The organism is Desulfogranum mediterraneum DSM 13871 (assembly GCF_000429965.1).
Taxonomy (GTDB): Bacteria; Desulfobacterota; Desulfobulbia; order Desulfobulbales; family Desulfobulbaceae; genus Desulfogranum; species Desulfogranum mediterraneum.
Genome location: NZ_AUCW01000007.1, coordinates 203,832 through 221,571, shown reverse-complemented (window position 1 = coordinate 221,571; position 17,740 = coordinate 203,832). Strand labels below are relative to the sequence as shown.

The 17,740-nt window shown below is 60.1% G+C and carries 12 protein-coding genes; 6 read left to right on the top strand and 6 right to left on the bottom strand.

Annotated features, from left to right (window positions below; all coding sequences use genetic code 11):
* The first annotated feature begins 202 nt into the window (after positions 1–202).
* Positions 203–1,207: a type I glyceraldehyde-3-phosphate dehydrogenase gene (gene gap, locus G494_RS0104100; protein ID WP_028583514.1), complete on the top strand. Its 1,005-nt coding sequence runs from the start codon at positions 203–205 to the stop codon at positions 1,205–1,207.
* Positions 1,208–1,608: 401 nt separating this feature from the next.
* On the opposite strand, the gene metC is transcribed toward gap, so the two are convergent.
* A complete protein-coding gene (gene metC, locus G494_RS0104095) occupies positions 1,609–2,775 on the bottom strand; it encodes a cystathionine beta-lyase (RefSeq protein ID WP_028583513.1) in 1,167 nt (388 codons plus the stop codon).
* A 59-nt stretch (positions 2,776–2,834) separates the two neighbouring features.
* Positions 2,835–4,613, bottom strand: coding sequence for an SLC13 family permease (locus G494_RS0104090; protein WP_028583512.1), 1,779 nt, complete (start codon positions 4,611–4,613; stop codon positions 2,835–2,837).
* Between the two features lie 197 nt (positions 4,614–4,810).
* On the opposite strand from G494_RS0104090, the gene G494_RS21810 reads away from it, so the two are divergent.
* A complete protein-coding gene (locus G494_RS21810) occupies positions 4,811–5,773 on the top strand; it encodes a cation diffusion facilitator family transporter (RefSeq protein ID WP_084456372.1) in 963 nt (320 codons plus the stop codon).
* A 108-nt stretch (positions 5,774–5,881) separates the two neighbouring features.
* Entirely contained in the window at positions 5,882–6,232 is a 351-nt protein-coding gene (locus tag G494_RS0104080; protein ID WP_028583511.1) for a DsrE family protein, read from the top strand.
* 63 nt (positions 6,233–6,295) lie between these two features.
* Here G494_RS0104080 and G494_RS0104075 read toward each other — a convergent pair whose 3' ends face one another.
* From G494_RS0104075 to G494_RS0104065, 3 genes are all read right to left on the bottom strand, one after another.
* On the bottom strand, positions 6,296–7,042 hold the full coding sequence (locus G494_RS0104075) for a creatininase family protein (protein ID WP_028583510.1): 747 nt from the start codon (positions 7,040–7,042) through the stop codon (positions 6,296–6,298).
* Positions 7,042–8,763: a sensor domain-containing diguanylate cyclase gene (locus tag G494_RS0104070; RefSeq protein ID WP_028583509.1), complete on the bottom strand. Its 1,722-nt coding sequence runs from the start codon at positions 8,761–8,763 to the stop codon at positions 7,042–7,044. The genes G494_RS0104075 and G494_RS0104070 overlap by 1 nt, the downstream gene beginning before the upstream one ends.
* A gap of 109 nt (positions 8,764–8,872) precedes the next feature.
* Positions 8,873–9,997: a M24 family metallopeptidase gene (locus G494_RS0104065; RefSeq protein ID WP_028583508.1), complete on the bottom strand. Its 1,125-nt coding sequence runs from the start codon at positions 9,995–9,997 to the stop codon at positions 8,873–8,875.
* A 618-nt stretch (positions 9,998–10,615) separates the two neighbouring features.
* Between G494_RS0104065 and G494_RS0104055 the strand changes: the two genes are divergently transcribed.
* The 3 genes from G494_RS0104055 to G494_RS0104045 are packed head-to-tail and all read left to right on the top strand — an operon-like array spanning position 10,616 to position 15,296.
* Positions 10,616–12,397, top strand: a complete 1,782-nt coding sequence (locus tag G494_RS0104055; RefSeq protein WP_028583507.1) for an FAD-dependent oxidoreductase — start codon at positions 10,616–10,618, stop codon at positions 12,395–12,397.
* Positions 12,394–14,247, top strand: coding sequence for a 2-oxoacid:acceptor oxidoreductase subunit alpha (locus G494_RS21805; protein ID WP_051305364.1), 1,854 nt, complete (start codon positions 12,394–12,396; stop codon positions 14,245–14,247). The genes G494_RS0104055 and G494_RS21805 overlap by 4 nt, the downstream gene beginning before the upstream one ends.
* Complete coding sequence (locus G494_RS0104045; protein WP_028583506.1) at positions 14,244–15,296, top strand: 2-oxoacid:ferredoxin oxidoreductase subunit beta; 1,053 nt, start codon at positions 14,244–14,246, stop codon at positions 15,294–15,296. The genes G494_RS21805 and G494_RS0104045 overlap by 4 nt, the downstream gene beginning before the upstream one ends.
* Before the next feature lie 152 nt (positions 15,297–15,448).
* On the opposite strand, the gene nhaB is transcribed toward G494_RS0104045, so the two are convergent.
* A complete protein-coding gene (nhaB, locus tag G494_RS0104040) occupies positions 15,449–17,071 on the bottom strand; it encodes a sodium/proton antiporter NhaB (protein ID WP_028583505.1) in 1,623 nt (540 codons plus the stop codon).
* Between the last annotated feature and the right edge of the window lie 669 nt (positions 17,072–17,740).

Sequence of the window (17,740 nt, the reverse complement as noted above, 5' to 3'; positions counted from 1 at the left end):
GAGCAGGCAGGCTTTCTGCCTGGGGATCAGGGCCGATGGGGCCCCTCTGTTGCCGGGGAGGTCTGAGATCTGAAAAGGGGGGCTGTTTTCTTCGCAGGCCTCGAACTCTTGGCGTAACTGAGCTTGAACAAAAAGGCTGTAGGGTGGATGCCTCTGCGGAGGAGTGCGCCCTGCAACACTACTCACAATGAGGAGAAAGGGTATGAGTATAAAGATCGGTATTAACGGTTTTGGCAGGATCGGCAGGAATATCTTCCGGGCACTCTACCGCGACAGTGCCTTTAGTGGTATCGAGGTGGTGGGGATCAATGACTTGACCGATGTCAAGACCCTGGCCCATCTTCTGAAATATGACTCCATCATGGGGGTCTTTGATCAGGAGGTGGCGGCAGCGGAAAACGGGATCATGCTGAATAATACCCTGATTCCGGTGAGCAACCAGCGCAATCCCCAGGAGATCAGCTGGGGTGAGTACGGCGCCGACTATGTTCTGGAGTGCACCGGTCTGTTTCGGGATTATCCTTCGGCCCAGGCCCATATCGACGGCGGTGCCTCCAAGGTGATTATCTCGGCTCCGGCCAAGGGGGAGGTCAAGACCATCGTCATGGGAGTCAACGAGGAGGAGTATGATCCCACCCTCCATCATGTCGTCTCCAACGCCTCCTGTACCACCAACTGTCTGGCCCCGGTTGCCCAGGTGATTCTCGACAACTTCGGCATCACCCGCGGTCTGATGACCACGGTCCATGCCTACACCGGTGACCAGCGGCTGCTCGATTTTCCCCACAGCGACCTCCGCCGGGCCAGGGCTGCGGGGATGTCCATGGTGCCCACCAAGACCGGTGCCGCCGCTGCGGTGGCCCTGGTCATTCCGGAGTTGAAGAACAAGTTTGACGGCCTGGCGGTCAGGGTGCCGACTCCGGATGTCTCCCTGGTGGATGTGGTGATTGAGGTGGAGCGGGAGGTCTCGGTGACCGAGGTCAATCAGGCTCTGGAGGCGGCGGCCAACAGGTATCTGCGCTATACCGAAGAGCCTCTGGTGTCCATTGATTTTCAGGGCGATCCTCACTCTTCCATTGTTGACGGTCTCTGTACCCGGGTTCAGGGAAGCAGTGTCAAGATCATGAGCTGGTACGACAATGAGTGGGGCTATTCCAACCGGATGCTGGATCTGGTGCTGCACATGGAACAGGCCAAGATTATCTAGCCCCGGCTGAAAAAAGAGCAAGAAAAAACCGGATAATCCTGCGAACTCGGTTCACAGGAAATCCGGTTTTTTTATCGGGAAACGCTGGGTCGTACCAACGCCATCCCGGATGGCTGGAAGGATATGATCAGTCTTCCACTACTCCGCTGCCATTGCAGGTGGGACAGGTCTGATCAGGGGTGCAGACCTGACCATCGTCAGTGTCATTACCCTGCCATTCACCACTGGTTTCACATACACCATCAATGACTTTCTTTCCCTGACAGGTGGGGCATACAGACGTATTGGCTTGCTGTGACATGGTGTCCTCCTTTAAGAATTGAAAAACAGAGTTTTTACAATCAACAAATATAAGGCTACATTCAGTAAAAGCAATCTGTTCACTGATATCTATATCATAGTCAGCCTAAAATCCTGAACGCTTTTTTCAGATCAGCGATTAAATCTTCCGGATCTTCCAGGCCGATGTTGAGCCTGAACAGGGTGCGTCCCTGGTAGGGTGAGCTGTGACTGCGCTGACAGCGGCCTGCGGTAATCAGACTCTTGAACCCGCCCCAGCTGTATCCTATGCCGAAAAGATCCAGGCTGTTGATGAAGTCGGCTGTCAGGCCTTCTCCATACTCCTCTGTACAGAGGAAGGCAAAGAGGCCAGAGGCTCCGCTGAAGTCTCTTTGCCAGAGATGATGTTGGGGGTGACTGTCCAGGGCCGGATGGAGCACCCTCTCCACCAGTGGGTGTCGGCAGAGCCATTGACCGACCTCCAGGGCGGATTGGCTGTGGCGGGAGAGCCGCAGGGGCAGGGTCTTGAGGCCGCGCAGTGCCAGAGCGCAGTCCTGGGGCGAGGCAAAGGTCTCCATGAGCTGGTAAAAGGTTGCAAAGGCTTCTCCATAGGGCTCGGAGACGCTCACCGTGCCCAGGAGGATGTCGGAGTGGCCGCCGATGTATTTGGTGGCCGAGTGGATGGAGATATCCACTCCCAGAGCAAAGGGATCACAGTAGAGCGGGGTGGCCCAGGTGTTGTCCAGGATGGTAATAACGCCTTTATGCCGGGCAATGGCGGTGATGGCGGGAATGTCCTGGATTTCAAAGGTGTTGGAACCCGGAGATTCCAGAAAGATCAACCGGGTGTTGTCCCGGAGATAGTCCCTGATCTCTGCTCCCGCATCAGGAGGGATGAATTCCACCTCGACCTGGTATTTGGCCAGGACCTGGCGGCAGAATCGGGCGGTGGGGCCGTAGACGTTGTCGCAGACCAGGATATGGTCGCCGCTGGAGGTAAAGGCCAGCAGGGTCTGATTGATGGCGCTGATCCCGGATTGGAAGGCCCGGGTGAGTGCACTGCCTTCCAGGCTCGAGATGGCGGCTTCAAAGGCGCGTTGGGGCGGCATCCGGTCGGTGCCGTAGACGATTCCCGGGTATTCGCCCCGCTCGGCCAGGAGCAGCTCCTGGTAGGAGTCAAGGAGAACGGTGGAGCCGGTGTAGAGGGGCGGCAGGACGGTGTTGGTCTCTTTGCCGCCCACGGTGTGGCCCTGCTGCTGTTGACTGATGATGGCGGTGGCTTTTTTCATGGAGAGCTCGGTGGTGGAGGCTGAAGGCTGGGGGAAGGGGCACTGTTTCAAGCTACCCTTTAGTGAAAGGGCCAGAACAGAGGGATTCCCGCCATCCCGGCCAGGACGACAAAGAGGTTGAGGGGGATGCCCAGCTTGAGGTAATCCCGGAAACTGTAGCCACCCGGCCCGTAGACCAGGAGGTTGGTCTGGTAGCCCACCGGGGTGGCAAAGCAGGCGCTGGCCCCGAAGCAGACTCCGACGATAAAGGGTCTGGGGTCGACCTCGATCCCCAGGGCCGTGGAGATGGCGATGGGCAGGAGCAGCACGGCCGTGGCATTGTTGCTCAGGATCTGGGTGCTGATGCTGGTCAGGAGAATGATCGCTCCCAGGACGATGGTCGGCGAAAAACCGGCAAAGAGGCTGAGGAATCCTTCGGCGTAGAGCTGACTGGCCCCGGTCTTTTCCATGGCCGTGCCCAGGGCGATGGTCCCGGCGATCAAGAGCAGCACCTCACCCTGGAGGGCCCGGTAGGCATCGCGCATCTGCAGGCAGCCTGTGATGATCATCAGGAAGGCCGCAGTCAGGGCACAGGTCATGATATCGGCCAGGCCCAGGGTGGCAGTACCCACCATACCTATAAAGTTGATGATCGACCACCAGGCCTTGCGTTTATGGATCAGCTCTTCGTAGACATCTTCGATGACGATGAAGTCGGTGCTGGTGCGGATATCCTCCAGCTTGCTGCCCTTGCACCAGATGAGCAGGACATCGCCCAGCTGCAGGCGGACATCCTGGATCTGGTGTTCGCTGATGTGGAGGTTGCTGCGTTTGACCGCAATGAGATGGATCTCCGGATCCTTGGCCAGGTCGGTGGCGTGGAGCGGTTGCTGGGAGACCGCGGAGTGGGGCGGGACGATCAGCTCCACCACGATGGGGGCATCCTTCTGGGCCCCCAGGGTCAAGCCCTTCTCTGTTGAGGGCAGCTCTACCTCTTCCCGGTGGAGAATGTCGACCAGGTCGTTGAGGGAGCCCTTGACCAGGAGGATATCTTCAGGTCCGATCAGCTTGTCGTCCCGTTCCGGGTGGTAGATATGGGAGCGGGAGATCAGTTCCAGGACATTCAGGGAGGGGTACTTCCGGCGGAAGAGCCGGCTCGGGGAGCAACCGATCAGGGAACTCCCGGCAGGTACCTGTAATTCGGCCAGGTACTTGCGATGTTCGCTGTCCTGGAGCTGGCAGACCGGGTTGGCCAGGGCTGGCAGGACCCTGGGCGCGGCCAGGAGGAGAAAGACGATCCCGATCAGGGCGATGGGAACCCCAAGGATGGCAAGTTCAAACATGGAGAGGGTGCCATAACCGAACTCAGCACTGAGGTCGCTGATGATGATGTTGGTGGAGGTACCGATCAGGGTACAGGTCCCGGCCAGGATGGAGGCATAGGAGACCGGGATCAGGAACTTGGAAGGGCTCAGGCCGAACTCGCAGCACATGGTCATCACCACCGGGATGAAGAGGATCACCACCGGGGTGTTGTTGATGAAGGCCGAGGCAACAGCCACGGAGAGCAGAATGATGGTCAGGGCGACCTTGAAGCTGCCCCGGGCCAGGGTGATGACCCTGCGGCTGAGGAACTCCACTCCTCCGGTGCGCATCATGCCCTTGCTGACCACGAACATGGCACCCACGGTGATCACCGCCGGATTGGCAAAGCCGGCCACCGCCTCCTTAGGGGCCAGGATTCCGCTCACCACCAGCAGGACCATGATGCCGATGGCGGTCAGGGCGATGGTGATCTTTTCGCTGACCAGCAGGTAGAGGGTGAGCAGGAGGATGGCGGTGGTTATCCAGATGTCCATGGGGTACGCTTTAAGCTCGGAAGAGGGCTGAGTGTTCCAGGCAGCCTCCCTGTGCCAAGGCGCCTGACGCTGAAAAATTAATGATCTTTCTGGTGGTGGGCAAGTGAAAAATCCTATAATCTGAAGCAAGATAGCCGGCCTGGTCGGAGTGAAACGGCCTGGTCAATCTCTTGAGGGGCGTCTGCCGGGAAAATCTGATGGAACATTCTGAGAAAAAAATGCGAGCAGCCAAGCTCTCCATGACCACGGCCCTGGTCCTGGCGGTGAGTAAGTTTGCAGTGGGCCTGTTCAGTGGTTCCCTGGCCGTGCTCTCCTCGGCCATCGATTCCATGCTCGACATCCTGATGTCCCTGCTCAACCTGCTGGCCATCCGTCAGGCAGACCAGCCTGCCGATGAGAATCATGCCTATGGACACGGCAAGTTCGAGACCATGGCAGCCCTGATTCAGGCCCTGATCATCGGTGGCTCCGGGGTCTGGATCTTTTTTGAATCCATCCGTCGCCTCCTGGCCGGGGCCACCCCCAGTCGGCTGGGGAGCGGCATGGTCATACTCCTGGCCAGCGTTGCAGCCTCCTGGTTGATTGGCCGCTACCTCAGCAGGGTCGGGAGGGAGACCGACTCCTCGGCCCTGCGGGCCGATGCCCTCCACTTCTCCATGGATGTCTACACCAACCTGGCCCTGCTGGCCGGGATGGTACTGATGTACTTCCTCCACTGGCTCTGGATCGATGCCGTCCTCTCCATGGTGGTGGCCGCCTATATCTTTGCCGAGGCCTTCAAGCTGATCAGGCTCAGCCTCAGGGAGGTCCTGGACGAGCAGCTGCCCGCAGCCCAGCGGCAACAGATCCAGGAGATCGTCCACCACTATGGCGGAGACACCTTCTGTTTTCATAACCTCCGTACCAGGAAGGCAGGCTCCCATAAGCTGATCGACTTTCATATCACCGTCTGTAAGCACCTCTCTGTGGCCGAATCCCATCAGCTCACCGAAGAGTTGGAGCAGGAGATCCGGGGAGTGATCCATGGGGCGGATATCATGATTCATGTGGAGCCCTGCGGAGAAGAAGATTGCAGGTATCGCAGTCAGTGCAAGGCGGCCGGGCTGAGACCCCGGCCCATGGGGGGTAAATCCGAAATAGATTTTTCCTGTAGGGTTTAAATAACTGTTGTCGGGTGGCTCTTCTGTTGGTAACACGGTACAGATCGTTATTTTCTGTTCGCGAATCTGTCGCCAATCCATCAATCCCGTTACCAGGAGGAGAGCACCATGCCCAACTTTTTATTTGTTCTGAGTCACAACGACAACGAAAAGGCCACCCGCTGCTTCCAGTTTGCCAAGATCGCCCAAGAGAAGGGGTATAAGGTCAACATCTTTTTAATCGACTCTGGGGTAGACTGGGCCATCAAGGACAGGAATCCCACCATTCGCACCGATACCGGTGACTGTCCCGGGGACTACCTGCCCTACTTGGTTGAACAGGAGGTGGAAGTCGGGGTCTGCACCCCCTGTGCCAAGAATCGAAATCTGGACGAGGCAGACTTCCATTCCAATATGCTCCTGGACGGCGGCCCCCACCTGATCGAGATGGCAGCCGAGGCCAAGGTCTTCAACTTTTAGACCACTCTACCCGCCGCCCCGTCCTGCCGTTGAGCCCCTGGTGTGGCCGGGGAGCCGTGCTGGCTAGCCTGGGGAGATCAGGGGCATCTCCAGGAAACGCTCCACCTTCCTGACCAGATCGGTCACTGCCTCGGCCAGGATTTGTTCGCCGATCTCAGGGTGTGCCAGCCAGGGGGCCGACTCCATCCGACCATCGGGATAGCTGCGCCGCATCTCGGCGGCGCTCATGGGCCAGGACCGCTCGGGGTGTTCCACCTCCAGCGGCTCTCTTGCCTTGCCCGCAAAGGCCGTCGGCCTGAGATGCATGGTCAGCGAGACCTCCGAAGGGGTGGCATGGCGCCCCTCCTTGCCTGCAAAGTCGCGCAGGTTGAATCGTTTCACCCCGCTACACTCGTACCAGGAGAATATCTCAAAGATACCGGGAAGGCCTTCCATCTTGACCTGCTGGAGAACGACGCCCAGGGCATGGCGGTTGCCGCCGTGGCCGTTGACAAAGAAGATCCGCCGAAAACCGTGCCTCACAAAGGAGCGGAGCAGATCGCAGCCCAGCGCAATCAGGGTCGTTGGCTGGAGGCTGGCGCTGCCGGCAAAGTCGAGGTGCTGGGGGGAGATACCGTAGCAGAGGGTGGGGGCTACCATGATGGCCAACTCCCTGGCCGCCCCTCTGGCCACCGCCTCAGCGGCGATGAAGTCGGTCCCGATCAGACCGTAGGGGCTGTGCTGCTCCACCGCCCCGACGGGAATCAGCAGGCTGTCTTTCTGCTCCAGGTAGGCCTCGACCTCAGCAAAGGATAACTCTTCAAGCAGCATCAGCGTACACAGACCCTGTTCTTGCCCTGGTCCTTGGCACTGTAGAGGGCCTGGTCGGCCCGGTTGATCAGGTCGCCGCTGTTCTCCGTGCAGACGAGCTCTGTGACCCCGAAACTGCAGCTGATCCGGCGACGGATGGAGAAGGTGTGGGAGTTGATCAGGATGCAGAGCTTTTCGGCCGTGGCCCGGGCCTGTTGACTGTCGCTTCCGGGGGAGAGTAGGGCAAACTCTTCGCCTCCCCAGCGGGCCAGGGTATCGGACTGGCGAATACGCCCGGAGACCAGCTGGGAGAGCTCCTTGAGCACCTCGTCTCCGCAGAGGTGGCCCAGGGTGTCGTTGACCTGTTTGAAGTCGTCGATGTCAAAGAGGATCAGGGAGAGGGGGCTGTGGTAGCGCTTGGCCCGGGAGACCTCCTGGGCCAGGTGCTGGTTGAAGTGCTGGCGGTTGAAGATAGCGGTGAGGTTGTCGGTGGTGGCCTGTTTATGCAGTTGGCGGTTGATCTCTTCCAGTTCCTGGCGCTGCTGTTGCTGGTCCTGCTTGTAGGCATCCAGGATGGCGTTGATGGAGCGGGTGAACAGCCGGGCAATCACGATGACCACCCCAATGGCGGTAAAGAAGAAGAGGGTAAAGAGGGTGATCTTGTGCCTGACCTGGCGGGCCAGGTGTTGTTTCTTGGCAGCGATGAGCTGATCCAGCCCGTCCAGGTAGACCCCCTTGGCCACGACCCAGTGCCACTCGGGATAGAGGCGGAAGTAGCTCAGCTTTTTCTGGGGCTCGTCAGTGCCGCTCTTCTTGTACCAGTAGGTGACAAAGGCCTCCCCCTCCTCCCGGAGCCCTTGGAGGAACTCCTTGCGAAAGGGCTTGCCATGGGCCCCGGTATAGTCATCGGAGAGGGATCGGCCGACCAGGTCGGGCCGGTTGGGGTTGACCAGCATCGTCGCAAAATTCCTGCCCCCTGCGATATCGTGGAGTTGGTAGATAAAGAAGTAGTCCTCGGGATTTTCGCCCATGGTCTGCCCGATGTTTTCGAGCACCCTGTTCCTGGTCATGGCGCTGAAATCCGAGTAATACTCTCCGGAGCCGATGTACCAGTCCAGGGGGGGGAAGGCGGTGACATAGGAGAGCTTTTCAAAATGATCATGGCTCGGCTTGTCCGGGCTTGGCCAGCAGTATTCGCTAAAGCCCTCGCCCTGTTCCCGGGCAACCCTGCTCAAGCGTTCATGGAGGGCCAGTCCGGGCTCGCCGAAGGCCACCACCATTTCCCTGCCCTCATACTCCTCCCTGGGGGGATAGAGCTGGAGCCGGCCGTTCATGCTGCTGGCAAAGAAGTAACCCCGTTGATCATCGAAGCGGATGGGGCGCAGGGCCTCACGGATCATCACCCCGATCTCCTGGTCGCTGTGAATGGCCTGGTTGGCCTGATAGAGGTTCTCGGCAATGGATTTTGCCTCGCGGACCCTGGTGCGCAGGGTGTGTTCCAGCTGCCTGCGGCTATGGGAGCGGCGGAAGTCGATCTGCTGGATCTGGAGCAGGACGGTGTGCTTGAGCAGCTGTTGCTGCTGCTGGATGAATTCTTCTTCAATCCTGGGCAGTTCCTCTTCCAGTTCCAGGTACTTTTCACTGATGTACAACACCCCAAAGGCCAGGCTGAGCAGGGCGACCAGGCTGACGGAGCTGATGAAGATCGTTTTTTTGATGTTGCTTTCCGAGAAGAGCTGCATGGCTGGGTCGGGTACTCAGCTGGAGGAAAAGGTTAGCTCATGGCTGGCGTGCAGGCGTGCAATGTTCTCTGCTGAGCTTGGGTGGCACCACTTTACAGGGGGACAGACGCTAGCCCACGATGGTCAGGTTGCGATTCATAGAACTCAGGCTAACAGATCCGGTTGCAGTCACCACTATATCATCTTCTATGCGAACGCCAAACTGATTTTTCAGATAGATACCAGGCTCTACGGTGTAGGTCATGCCTGGCTGCAGGGGATGGTTGTATCCCTGGCGGATATAGGGGGATTCGTGGCATTCCAGCCCCAGACCGTGGCCGGTCCGATGGGTGAAGAAAGGGCCATAGCCTGCTGTTTCGATCACCTCCCGGGTCAGCCTGTCCAGCTGGGCACAGGCGAGGCCGGGTTTTCCGGCCTCCCGACCCCGGCCATTGGCCTCCTGGACGATGGCGTGGACCCGCTGTAGCTCCTCGTTTTCCTCTCCCACGGCAAAGGTGCGGGTAAGGTCCGAGACATAGCCCTGGTGCGAGGCGCCCCAGTCGATGATCAGGGCGTCCCCTGGCTGGAGCCGGCGTTCACCCGGAACGGCATGGGGGTTGGCGCTGTTGGGGCCGCTGGCCACGATGGGCATGAAGGGCAGGCTCGGCTCTGAGCCCTCCCGCAGCAGCTGGATGAAGAGCTCTGCAGCCAGCTCCCGTTCGCTCATGCCCAGGCAGAGCGTCTCCAGGGTCGTCTCCAGGGCCTGTTCTGCAATGGTCACCGCCCGCTGGATCAGCTGTTGTTCCTGTTCTGATTTGATGGAGCGGAGCCTGGAAAGGAGGGGCGCGGCGTCCTGAAACAGGGCCGTGGTCGCAGCCTGCCTGCAGAGTTGATACTCCAACAGCCGCAACTGCTCCGGTTCGAGCCCGATCCTCTTCTTGTCCAGCCCCATTCGGGCAAAGGCCTCCTTGAACAGCTGGGGCCACTGTTCGGGGCGTTCTCCATAGCTGAAGACCTCGGCCGGGAAGGGGAGTGCCTCCAGCTGGGCGAGTTCCAGCTCGGGCAGGATAAGGGCGACACCACGGCCCGGGACAAGCAGCAGGAGTACCGGCCGCTCGGAGAGGTGAAAGCTGAGACCGCTGAGGTAGCTGAAACCTGGTCCGGGGTTGAGGATAATGGCATCGAGCTCCATGGTGTGCATGGCGGTTTCGAGTTGTTCGATTCGCTCTTGAAAGAGAGAGGGGGGCTGGCACATGGCAAATCCTTTGCAGGGGGCTTGGGTTGAGATGGAGGTTGCAGTCGGTCAGGGGGCCGCTCGGGCCGGCCGACCAGGGGACCTGGTATTCAAAAAAGGCTGGCTGAGGGTGATCAGGAGCCTAGAGGTAAGAGGCAAGAGCCAAGTGTAGCATAGATAGCGGCTTATGAACAGCCTTGCGGAAGGCGGGAGAAGAGGCTGGCTGGGGATGCTGAGCAGGATCCGGTCGCCAGACGCTCCTCCAGGCGCTCTCTGAGCTCGGTCTGGGCTGAAGCGTGTATTGCCCGGACCCGGGTGCCTCGCCTTTGGGCCGTTCTTTCCTCTCCAGAGGTAGAAAAGACTTTATTTTATGCGATGAGTCTTTATATAGTTAGAGAGGTAATGATAAGAATTCCTGTTGTCTTGCCGACCAGAGAGCGGCACCTTGAGGGGCTGCTCTCTGCTGTGATCTCGAAGGGTGGTCTGAGCGAGCTCCAACGATATCCATCCTGCCCCAAGGGTGGCCCTGGGATGGCAGCCGGGTGTCGCCGCTTTCCGCGGTACCCGGCGGGCCGAGAGCTGCTCGGCCGCCGCAAGCCCTACTGCAATCAACCCCATGCTCTGCACAGGAGTACGCTTTTGAAACCAACAGATATTAACAATCCTGAATATTTTCATAGAGTTATAGACTGTCAGTATGCCTGTCCCTCCCATACGCCGGTTCCTGAATATATCCGCTTGATCAGTGAGAAGCGCTACGATGACGCCTATATGATCAACTGGATTTCCAACGTCTTCCCCGGTATCCTCGGCCGGGTCTGTGACCGCCCCTGTGAACCGGCCTGCAGACGGGGCCGGGTCGAGCGGGAGGCGGTGGCCATCTGTCGGCTGAAGCGGGTGGCGGCGGACAACCGGGAAGCGGGCATCGAGTCACGCTTTCCCAAGATCCCTGAAGAGAAGAATGGAAAAAAGGTCGCCCTGATCGGTGCCGGTCCGGCATCCCTGACCGTGGCCCGTGATCTCCTCCCCTTGGGCTATACGGTGGACCTCTACGATGACCAGTCCGCCGGCGGCGGCTTCATGCGCACCCAGGTGCCCTCCTTTCGCCTGCCTGAAAAGGTGCTCAATCAGGAGGTGGGCTACATCCTGGACATGGGGGTACGGACCTTTTTTAATCACTACATCTCCAGCATGAGATCCTTACTGGCCAGGGACTATGATGCCCTCTTCGTCGGTACCGGTGCCCCCCGGGGGCGGGACCTGCCTGATCTGCCCGGCCGCCGGGAGGGTGCGGCCGGGATTCATATCGGCATCGACTGGCTGGCAGGGGTGGTCTTCGGCCATGTCCGTTCCATCGGCAGGAAGGTGCTGGTCCTGGGCGGCGGCAATACCGCCATGGACTGCTGCCGTACTGCCCGTCGTCTGGGCGGCGAGGATGTCCGGGTGGTGGTGCGCAGTCCCCTGGCCGAGATGAAGGCCTCGCCCTGGGAGATCGAGGATGCCCGGGAGGAGGACATCCCCTTTTACGAGAACCATCTGCCTGTGGAGTTTGTGGTCGAGCAGGGCCAACTCAAGGGGATGCGTTTTGAGAAGGTGGAACCCCGTTACGATGACCAGGGCAAACGCACTCTGGTGCCCAGCGGCGAGCCCCTGGTCTTGATGGAGTGTGATGAGGTGATTCTGGCCGTGGGCCAGCTCAATGCCTTTCCCTGGATCGAGGAGGATCTCGGTATCGAGTTTGATCAGTGGGGCCTCCCCGTGCTGGGGGAGGGGACCTTTCAATCCAGCCTGGAGCGGGTCTTCTTTGGCGGTGATGCCGCCTTTGGTCCCCGAAATATCATCACCGCCGTGGCCCATGGCCATGGGGCGGCCATCTCCATCGATCTCTTCTGCTCGGGCCGCCCTCTCACCGAGCGTCCCGGTCCCAAGGTCTCCCTGCTCAGCCAGAAGATGGGGGTCCATGACTGGCTCTACCATAACCAGATTGCCGATGACCTCCGCCAGGCCGTACCCACGGCCGACAGGACCAAGACCCTCAGGGACCGGCTCATGGAGGTGGAACTGGGCTTTGACCGGAGGCTGGGTCATACCGAGGCCCTGCGTTGTCTCAACTGTGATATCCAGACCGTGTTTCGGGTGGAGGAGTGCATCGAGTGTGACGCCTGCGTGGATGCCTGTCCCGAGCGCTGCATCAATTTTACCGCCAACGGTACGGAAGAGGATCTCCGCAGGCGACTGCTGGCCCCGGCCCGGGAACTGAGTCAGGCCCTCTACGTCTCGGCCGAGTTGCCCACCGGCAGGGTCATGGTCAAGGATGAGAACCTCTGTCTCCACTGCGGTATCTGTGCCGAGCGCTGTCCCACCTCGGCCTGGGAGATGCAGAAATTCAGCTATCAATCACCACAGGCGGGGGAAAAATGAAGCCGATCCAGAGCTGCAATGACCTTGTGATTCGTTTTGCCAACGTGAATGGCTCCGGCTCGGCCAGTGCCAACAACCTCTTTGCCCGGGCCGTCTTTCGTCTGGGCTTGCCGGTGAGTCCGAAAAATATTTTCCCCTCCAATATCCAGGGCCTGCCCACCTGGTACGAGGTGCGGATCAGTGAACAGGGCTACCTGGGGCGCCGCGGCGGGGTGGACATGGTGGTGGCCATGAACGGCCAGACCATGCACCGGGACTATGCCGAACTCCAGCCGGGCGGCTACTTTGTCTATGACTCCTCCAGGCAGCTGCCCGAGGAGTATGAGCGGCAGGACCTGGTCCTGATCGGCCTGCCCCTGACCAACCTCTGCAACGAGGCCTTTGACAATCCCAGGATGCGGGGGTTGCTGAAGAACATCATCTATGTCGGGGGGCTGGCCTACCTGTTGGATATGGAGCTTGAGGTGCTCACCGCAGCGGTGGAGCTCCAGTACCGCAAGAAATCCCAGCTCATCCCGCCCAACCTCAAGGCCCTGGAGCTGGGCTACGACCATGCCCGCCGCCATCATCAGGGGCGATGCCTGTTGACCACCCGTCGCCGGGACGACCTGATCGGCGATCAGATCCTGATGGACGGCAACGCGGCCACCGCCCTGGGAGCCATCTACGGCGGGGCCACCGTGGTGGGCTGGTACCCCATCACCCCCTCCACCTCGGTGATCGAGCACTTCGGCCGCTATGCCGAGCGTTTCCGTCGGGAAGAGGGGGGAGGTCGGCTGATGGCCGCCATTGTCCAGGCCGAGGATGAACTGGCCGCCCTGGGGATCGTCATCGGTGCGGCCTGGAACGGGGCCCGGGCCTTTACCGCCACCAGCGGCCCGGGCATCTCCCTGATGAGCGAATTTCTGGGCCTGGCCTACTTTGCCGAGATCCCGGTGGTGCTGGTCAATGTCCAGCGCGCCGGTCCCTCCACCGGCATGCCCACCAGGACCCAGCAGGGCGATATCCTGGCCTGCGGCTACGCCTCCCATGGTGATACCAAGCACCTGCTGCTCTTTCCCTCCACCCCGGCGGAGTGTTTCACCATGACCGCCCGGGCCTTTGACCTGGCCGAGCGGCTGCAGGCCCCGGTGATCGTGATGAGTGACCTGGATCTGGGGATGAACGATCAGCTGAGCCCGCCCCTGAACTGGGATGATGACGGTCGCTATGATCGGGGCAAGGTCCTGGACCATGATCAGCTGGAGGCCCTGGAAGAGCAGTGGGGCCGCTACCGGGATGTGGACGGCGACGGGGTCGGCTACCGCACCTTTCCCGGCACCCATCCCAGCAAGGGGGCCTACTTCACCCGGGGCACCTCCCATGACGAGTACTCCAAGTACTCGGAGGAGAGTGACACCTATCTTCAGAACATGGAGCGGCTGGTGCAGAAGTGGGAGACTGCCAAGGGACTGCTCCCCCTGCCCGAGGAGCGGCCCGCCGAGGAGAAGGCCGCCATCGGGCTGGTCTGCTACGGCACCACCATCTTCAGCGCCCAGGAGGCGGTGGAGACCCTGGCCCGGGAGGGGCTTGCCATCGATGTCCTGGTGATCAAGGCCTTTCCCTTTCAGCAGGCGGTGGTCGACTTCATCCAGGGCCATGAAGAGGTGCTGGTGGTGGAGCAGAACCGCGACAGTCAGCTGCGTACCCTGCTCCTGGTGGAGTGCGGGCTCGCGCCTGAGCAGTTGACCCCTGTGACCAGCTATGACGGCCTGCCCATCGCGGCCAGGGCGCTGGTCGAGCAACTGCGCACTCTGCTGGCGTCCGGACAATCCACCACAACCACAGTCACGCAGGGAGGTGCAGCATGACCTTTTTTCGACCCAGTTTTCGTCATCCCCAGCTGCCGGCCAACCAGGCGGGCTACTACCTCAGGGACTATGAGGGCGGCATCTCCACCCTCTGCGCCGGTTGCGGCCATGACTCCATCAACGGCGCCATCATCCAGGCCTGCTACGAACTCTCCCTGGAACCCCACAGGATCGTCAAGCTCTCCGGGATCGGCTGTTCCTCCAAGAGTCCTGCCTATCTGCTCAGCGCGGCCCATGGTTTCAACTCGGTGCACGGCCGGATGCCCTCCATCGTCACCGGGGCCAACATGGCCAACCGGGAGCTGCTCTACCTGGGGATCTCCGGGGACGGGGACACCGCCTCCATCGGCATGGGCCAGTTTGTCCATGCCGTCCGCCGTAACCTGAACATGGTCTATATCGTGATGAACAACGGCTGTTACGGTCTGACCAAGGGGCAGTACTCGGCCACCGCGGACAAGGGTTCGGTGGGTAAGAAGGGAGAGCCCAACCTGCTGGAGTCCATCGATCTCTGCGAGATCGCCATCCAGCTGGGGGCCGGATTTGTGGGGCGCAGTTTTTCCGGGGATAAACAGCAGCTGGTGCCCCTGCTCAAGGCGGCCATGTCCCACATCGGCATGGCCTTTATCGACGTGATCTCGCCCTGCGTGACCTTCAACAATACCCCCACCTCCACCAAGAGTTACCACTGGGTGCGGGAACATAGCGAGGCCACCAGCACCTTTGACTTTGTCCCCTTTCGCCAGGAGATTACCACGGACTATGAAAATGGGTCCACCGAGGCGGTCACCCTCCATGACCACTCGGTGATCTATCTCCACAAGAAGGATCCCGAGGTGGCGGTGACCGATCGGCGCCAGGCCGTGGATGCCCTGGAGGAGCATAAGGAAGAGGGGCTGATCCTCACCGGGGTGCTCTATGTGGATCCGGAAAGTGAAGACACCCATACCATCCTCAACACCAGCGAACGGCCCTTGAACAGCCTGGAGCAGGCGGAGCTCTGTCCCGGCAGTGCAGCCCTGAAGGAGATCAACGAAGAGCTGCGCTGAGCGTGCGGCCCGGAGGGTGTTGCCCACAGGGGGCGGCAGGAACGAGGGGTGTGCGGGTGCTTTCTGAGCAGGAAAAGGGGAGGGGAAAAGAGACCGGGAGTATCAGCTGAGGCAATGATACTCCCGGTGGATGGCAGGGGCGGGCCGGGTGGCTAGAGGAAGAGGTAGGTCGCAGCCAGGCCGGTCAGGGACATGGTGATGGTGTAGGGCAGGGCCAGGAAGACCATCCGACCGTAGGAGAGCCTGATCACCGGGGCCAGGGCCGAGGTGAGCAGGAACAGGAAGGCGGCCTGGCCGTTGGGGGTGGCCACACTGGGGATATTGGTCCCGGTGTTGATGGCCACGGCCAGTCTGTCGAACTGGTGCATCAGGGTACCGGCCTGTTCTGCCGTTGCCGGAGGCAGGGTGGCGAGCACTTCGCTGCGGGCGGTGTGCGGATCGGTGAGCTTGTCCATCAACTCGGCACCGCTGATGGTGAGGTCAGGCAGGCCGCCCAGCATCTGGACAAAGTGGCTCTTGGTCTCCGAGATGTAGACCGTGGCCACAAAGACGTTGTCTGAGATCATGGAGAGGACCCCGTTGGCAACATAGTAGGCAGCCAGCTGGGCCTGTCCCTTCATGCTGAGTACATAGTCGATGACCGGGGTAAAGAGGTGCTGGTCGTGGATCACGGCCACGATGGCAAAGAAGACCACCAGCAGGGCGGTAAAGGGCAGGGCCTCTTCAAAGGCCTTACCAAGTTGGTGTTCTTCGATCACGCCGTTGAGCGAGGTCAAAATAACGATGACGGAGAGGCCGATGATACCCACCGCGCCCAGGTGCATGGCCAGGGCCACGATCAGCCAGATGCCGGTCAGGGCCTGGATGATCAGTTTGGCCCGCCCCTGACGTCCCCGCTTGGCTTCCAGCTTGATCTCGGTTTCCAGCAGGTGGGAGCGGATGTTGCCGGGCATCTCGATGCCGTAGCCAAACCAGTGCTTCTTTTCCAGGCCGTAGCAGGTCAGCATGCCCACCACGAACACCGGCATGGAAACCGGGGCCATCTTGAGGAAAAAGGGCAGGAAGTGCCAACCCATCTCACCGGCAATCAGCAGGTTCTGGGGCTCACCCACCAGGGTGCAGACCCCGCCCAGGGCGGTTCCCACGGCACCGTGCATCATCAGGTTGCGGAGAAAGGCCCGGAACTGCTTGAGCTCCTCACGCTCGGTCTCTTTGACCGCCAGGTCGCTGGTCAGATCATGGGAGGTATGGGGGTCCTTGCCCGAGACGTAGCGGTGGTAGATGTTGTAGAAGCCGTAGGCCACGGCAATGATGACCGCGGTAACGGTCAGGGCGTCCAGGAAGGCGCTGAGGAAGGCGCCGGCAAAGCAGAACAGCAGGGAGATGATTACCTTGGACTGGACTCTGACCAGGATACGGGTGAAGGTAAACTGGAGAAAGTCCTTCATGAAGTAGATACCGGCCACCATGAAGATCAGGAGCAGGATCACCTCGAAGTTGTTGAGGGCCTCGTGGTAGACAGTCTCCGGGTGGGTCAGACCGATGAAGACCGCCTCTATGGCCAGGAGGCCGCCTGCGGGCAGGGGGTAGCACTTGAGGGCCATGGCCAGGGTGAAGATGAACTCTCCGATCAGGACCCAGCCGGCAATGAAGGGACCCGAGGTGTAGAGGACGATGGGGTTTATCACCAAGAAGAGCAAGATGGCAAACTTGTACCAGGTGGGGGCGTTGCCGAGAAAGTTACGGACAAACGCCTGGGGCATTGATTTGGGCATGTAAAATCTCCTAACCGTAGTAGCTGTAAAGCAGCCAGCCCGGGGAGGCACCGCTGAGATAGCGAGCTGAGGCCGACCCTGGAATGGTGCTAACCTTGTGACAGAACTGGTTGTGGCAGGTACACCCTATCTCCTTGCAAAAACGCAACAGGGTGAGTTGCTGAGGAGCCGGGAGTAGCCGATCAGATCTAAAACATCTCTACCTACCATTTCTGTTTTAGGGGTGTCAAGGGCCTCCACTGGTTTCTCCTTCTGCCTGTAGCTGAACAGGAACAGCCACTGCCTGCCGGGGGGCCGGACTGCCAACTGACGCTTCTCTCCGGAAAACGGGAGCTATCATTTTTTGTTATGAAAATATTAAGTAAATTAGTGTCTTGACGGGATGGTCCCCTTTTAGGAATATGAGGCATTGTCGCTGGGAGGTGATTCCCGGGATCGGCAGAGTCTGTGGCAGCGACGGTGTACTAAAGTGTTGATAAGAAAGATCAGTTTGGTTTATGACTCCAGCCGCTGGCCGAGGCAGAGCAGCAAGGGACAATGAGGGTGTTCTTTTCCACTGCAGTGCATCCCTCTACCTGCTGGCCTTTGGCCTCAGGGATCCCGCTTCCCTCACCCCTCTGGGCGGCAGCCTGATGATCCTGGCCCCGGCAAGCTGGCGCTGCTGAGCCG

Bases quoted from the DNA above. Each gene is read 5' to 3' on its own strand.
- G494_RS0104075 (WP_028583510.1), bottom strand. From the start codon at position 7,042: ATGCTGCTTGAAGAGTTATCCTTTGCTGAGGTCGAGGCCTACCTGGAG.
- G494_RS0104045 (WP_028583506.1), top strand. From the start codon at position 14,244: ATGACCTTTTTTCGACCCAGTTTTCGTCATCCCCAGCTGCCGGCCAAC.
- gap (WP_028583514.1), top strand. From the start codon at position 203: ATGAGTATAAAGATCGGTATTAACGGTTTTGGCAGGATCGGCAGGAAT.
- G494_RS21810 (WP_084456372.1), top strand. From the start codon at position 4,811: ATGGAACATTCTGAGAAAAAAATGCGAGCAGCCAAGCTCTCCATGACC.
- nhaB (WP_028583505.1), bottom strand. From the start codon at position 17,071: ATGCCCAAATCAATGCCCCAGGCGTTTGTCCGTAACTTTCTCGGCAAC.
- G494_RS21805 (WP_051305364.1), top strand. From the start codon at position 12,394: ATGAAGCCGATCCAGAGCTGCAATGACCTTGTGATTCGTTTTGCCAAC.
- G494_RS0104070 (WP_028583509.1), bottom strand. From the start codon at position 8,763: ATGCAGCTCTTCTCGGAAAGCAACATCAAAAAAACGATCTTCATCAGC.
- metC (WP_028583513.1), bottom strand. From the start codon at position 2,775: ATGAAAAAAGCCACCGCCATCATCAGTCAACAGCAGCAGGGCCACACC.
- G494_RS0104090 (WP_028583512.1), bottom strand. From the start codon at position 4,613: ATGGACATCTGGATAACCACCGCCATCCTCCTGCTCACCCTCTACCTG.
- G494_RS0104065 (WP_028583508.1), bottom strand. From the start codon at position 9,997: ATGTGCCAGCCCCCCTCTCTCTTTCAAGAGCGAATCGAACAACTCGAA.
- G494_RS0104080 (WP_028583511.1), top strand. From the start codon at position 5,882: ATGCCCAACTTTTTATTTGTTCTGAGTCACAACGACAACGAAAAGGCC.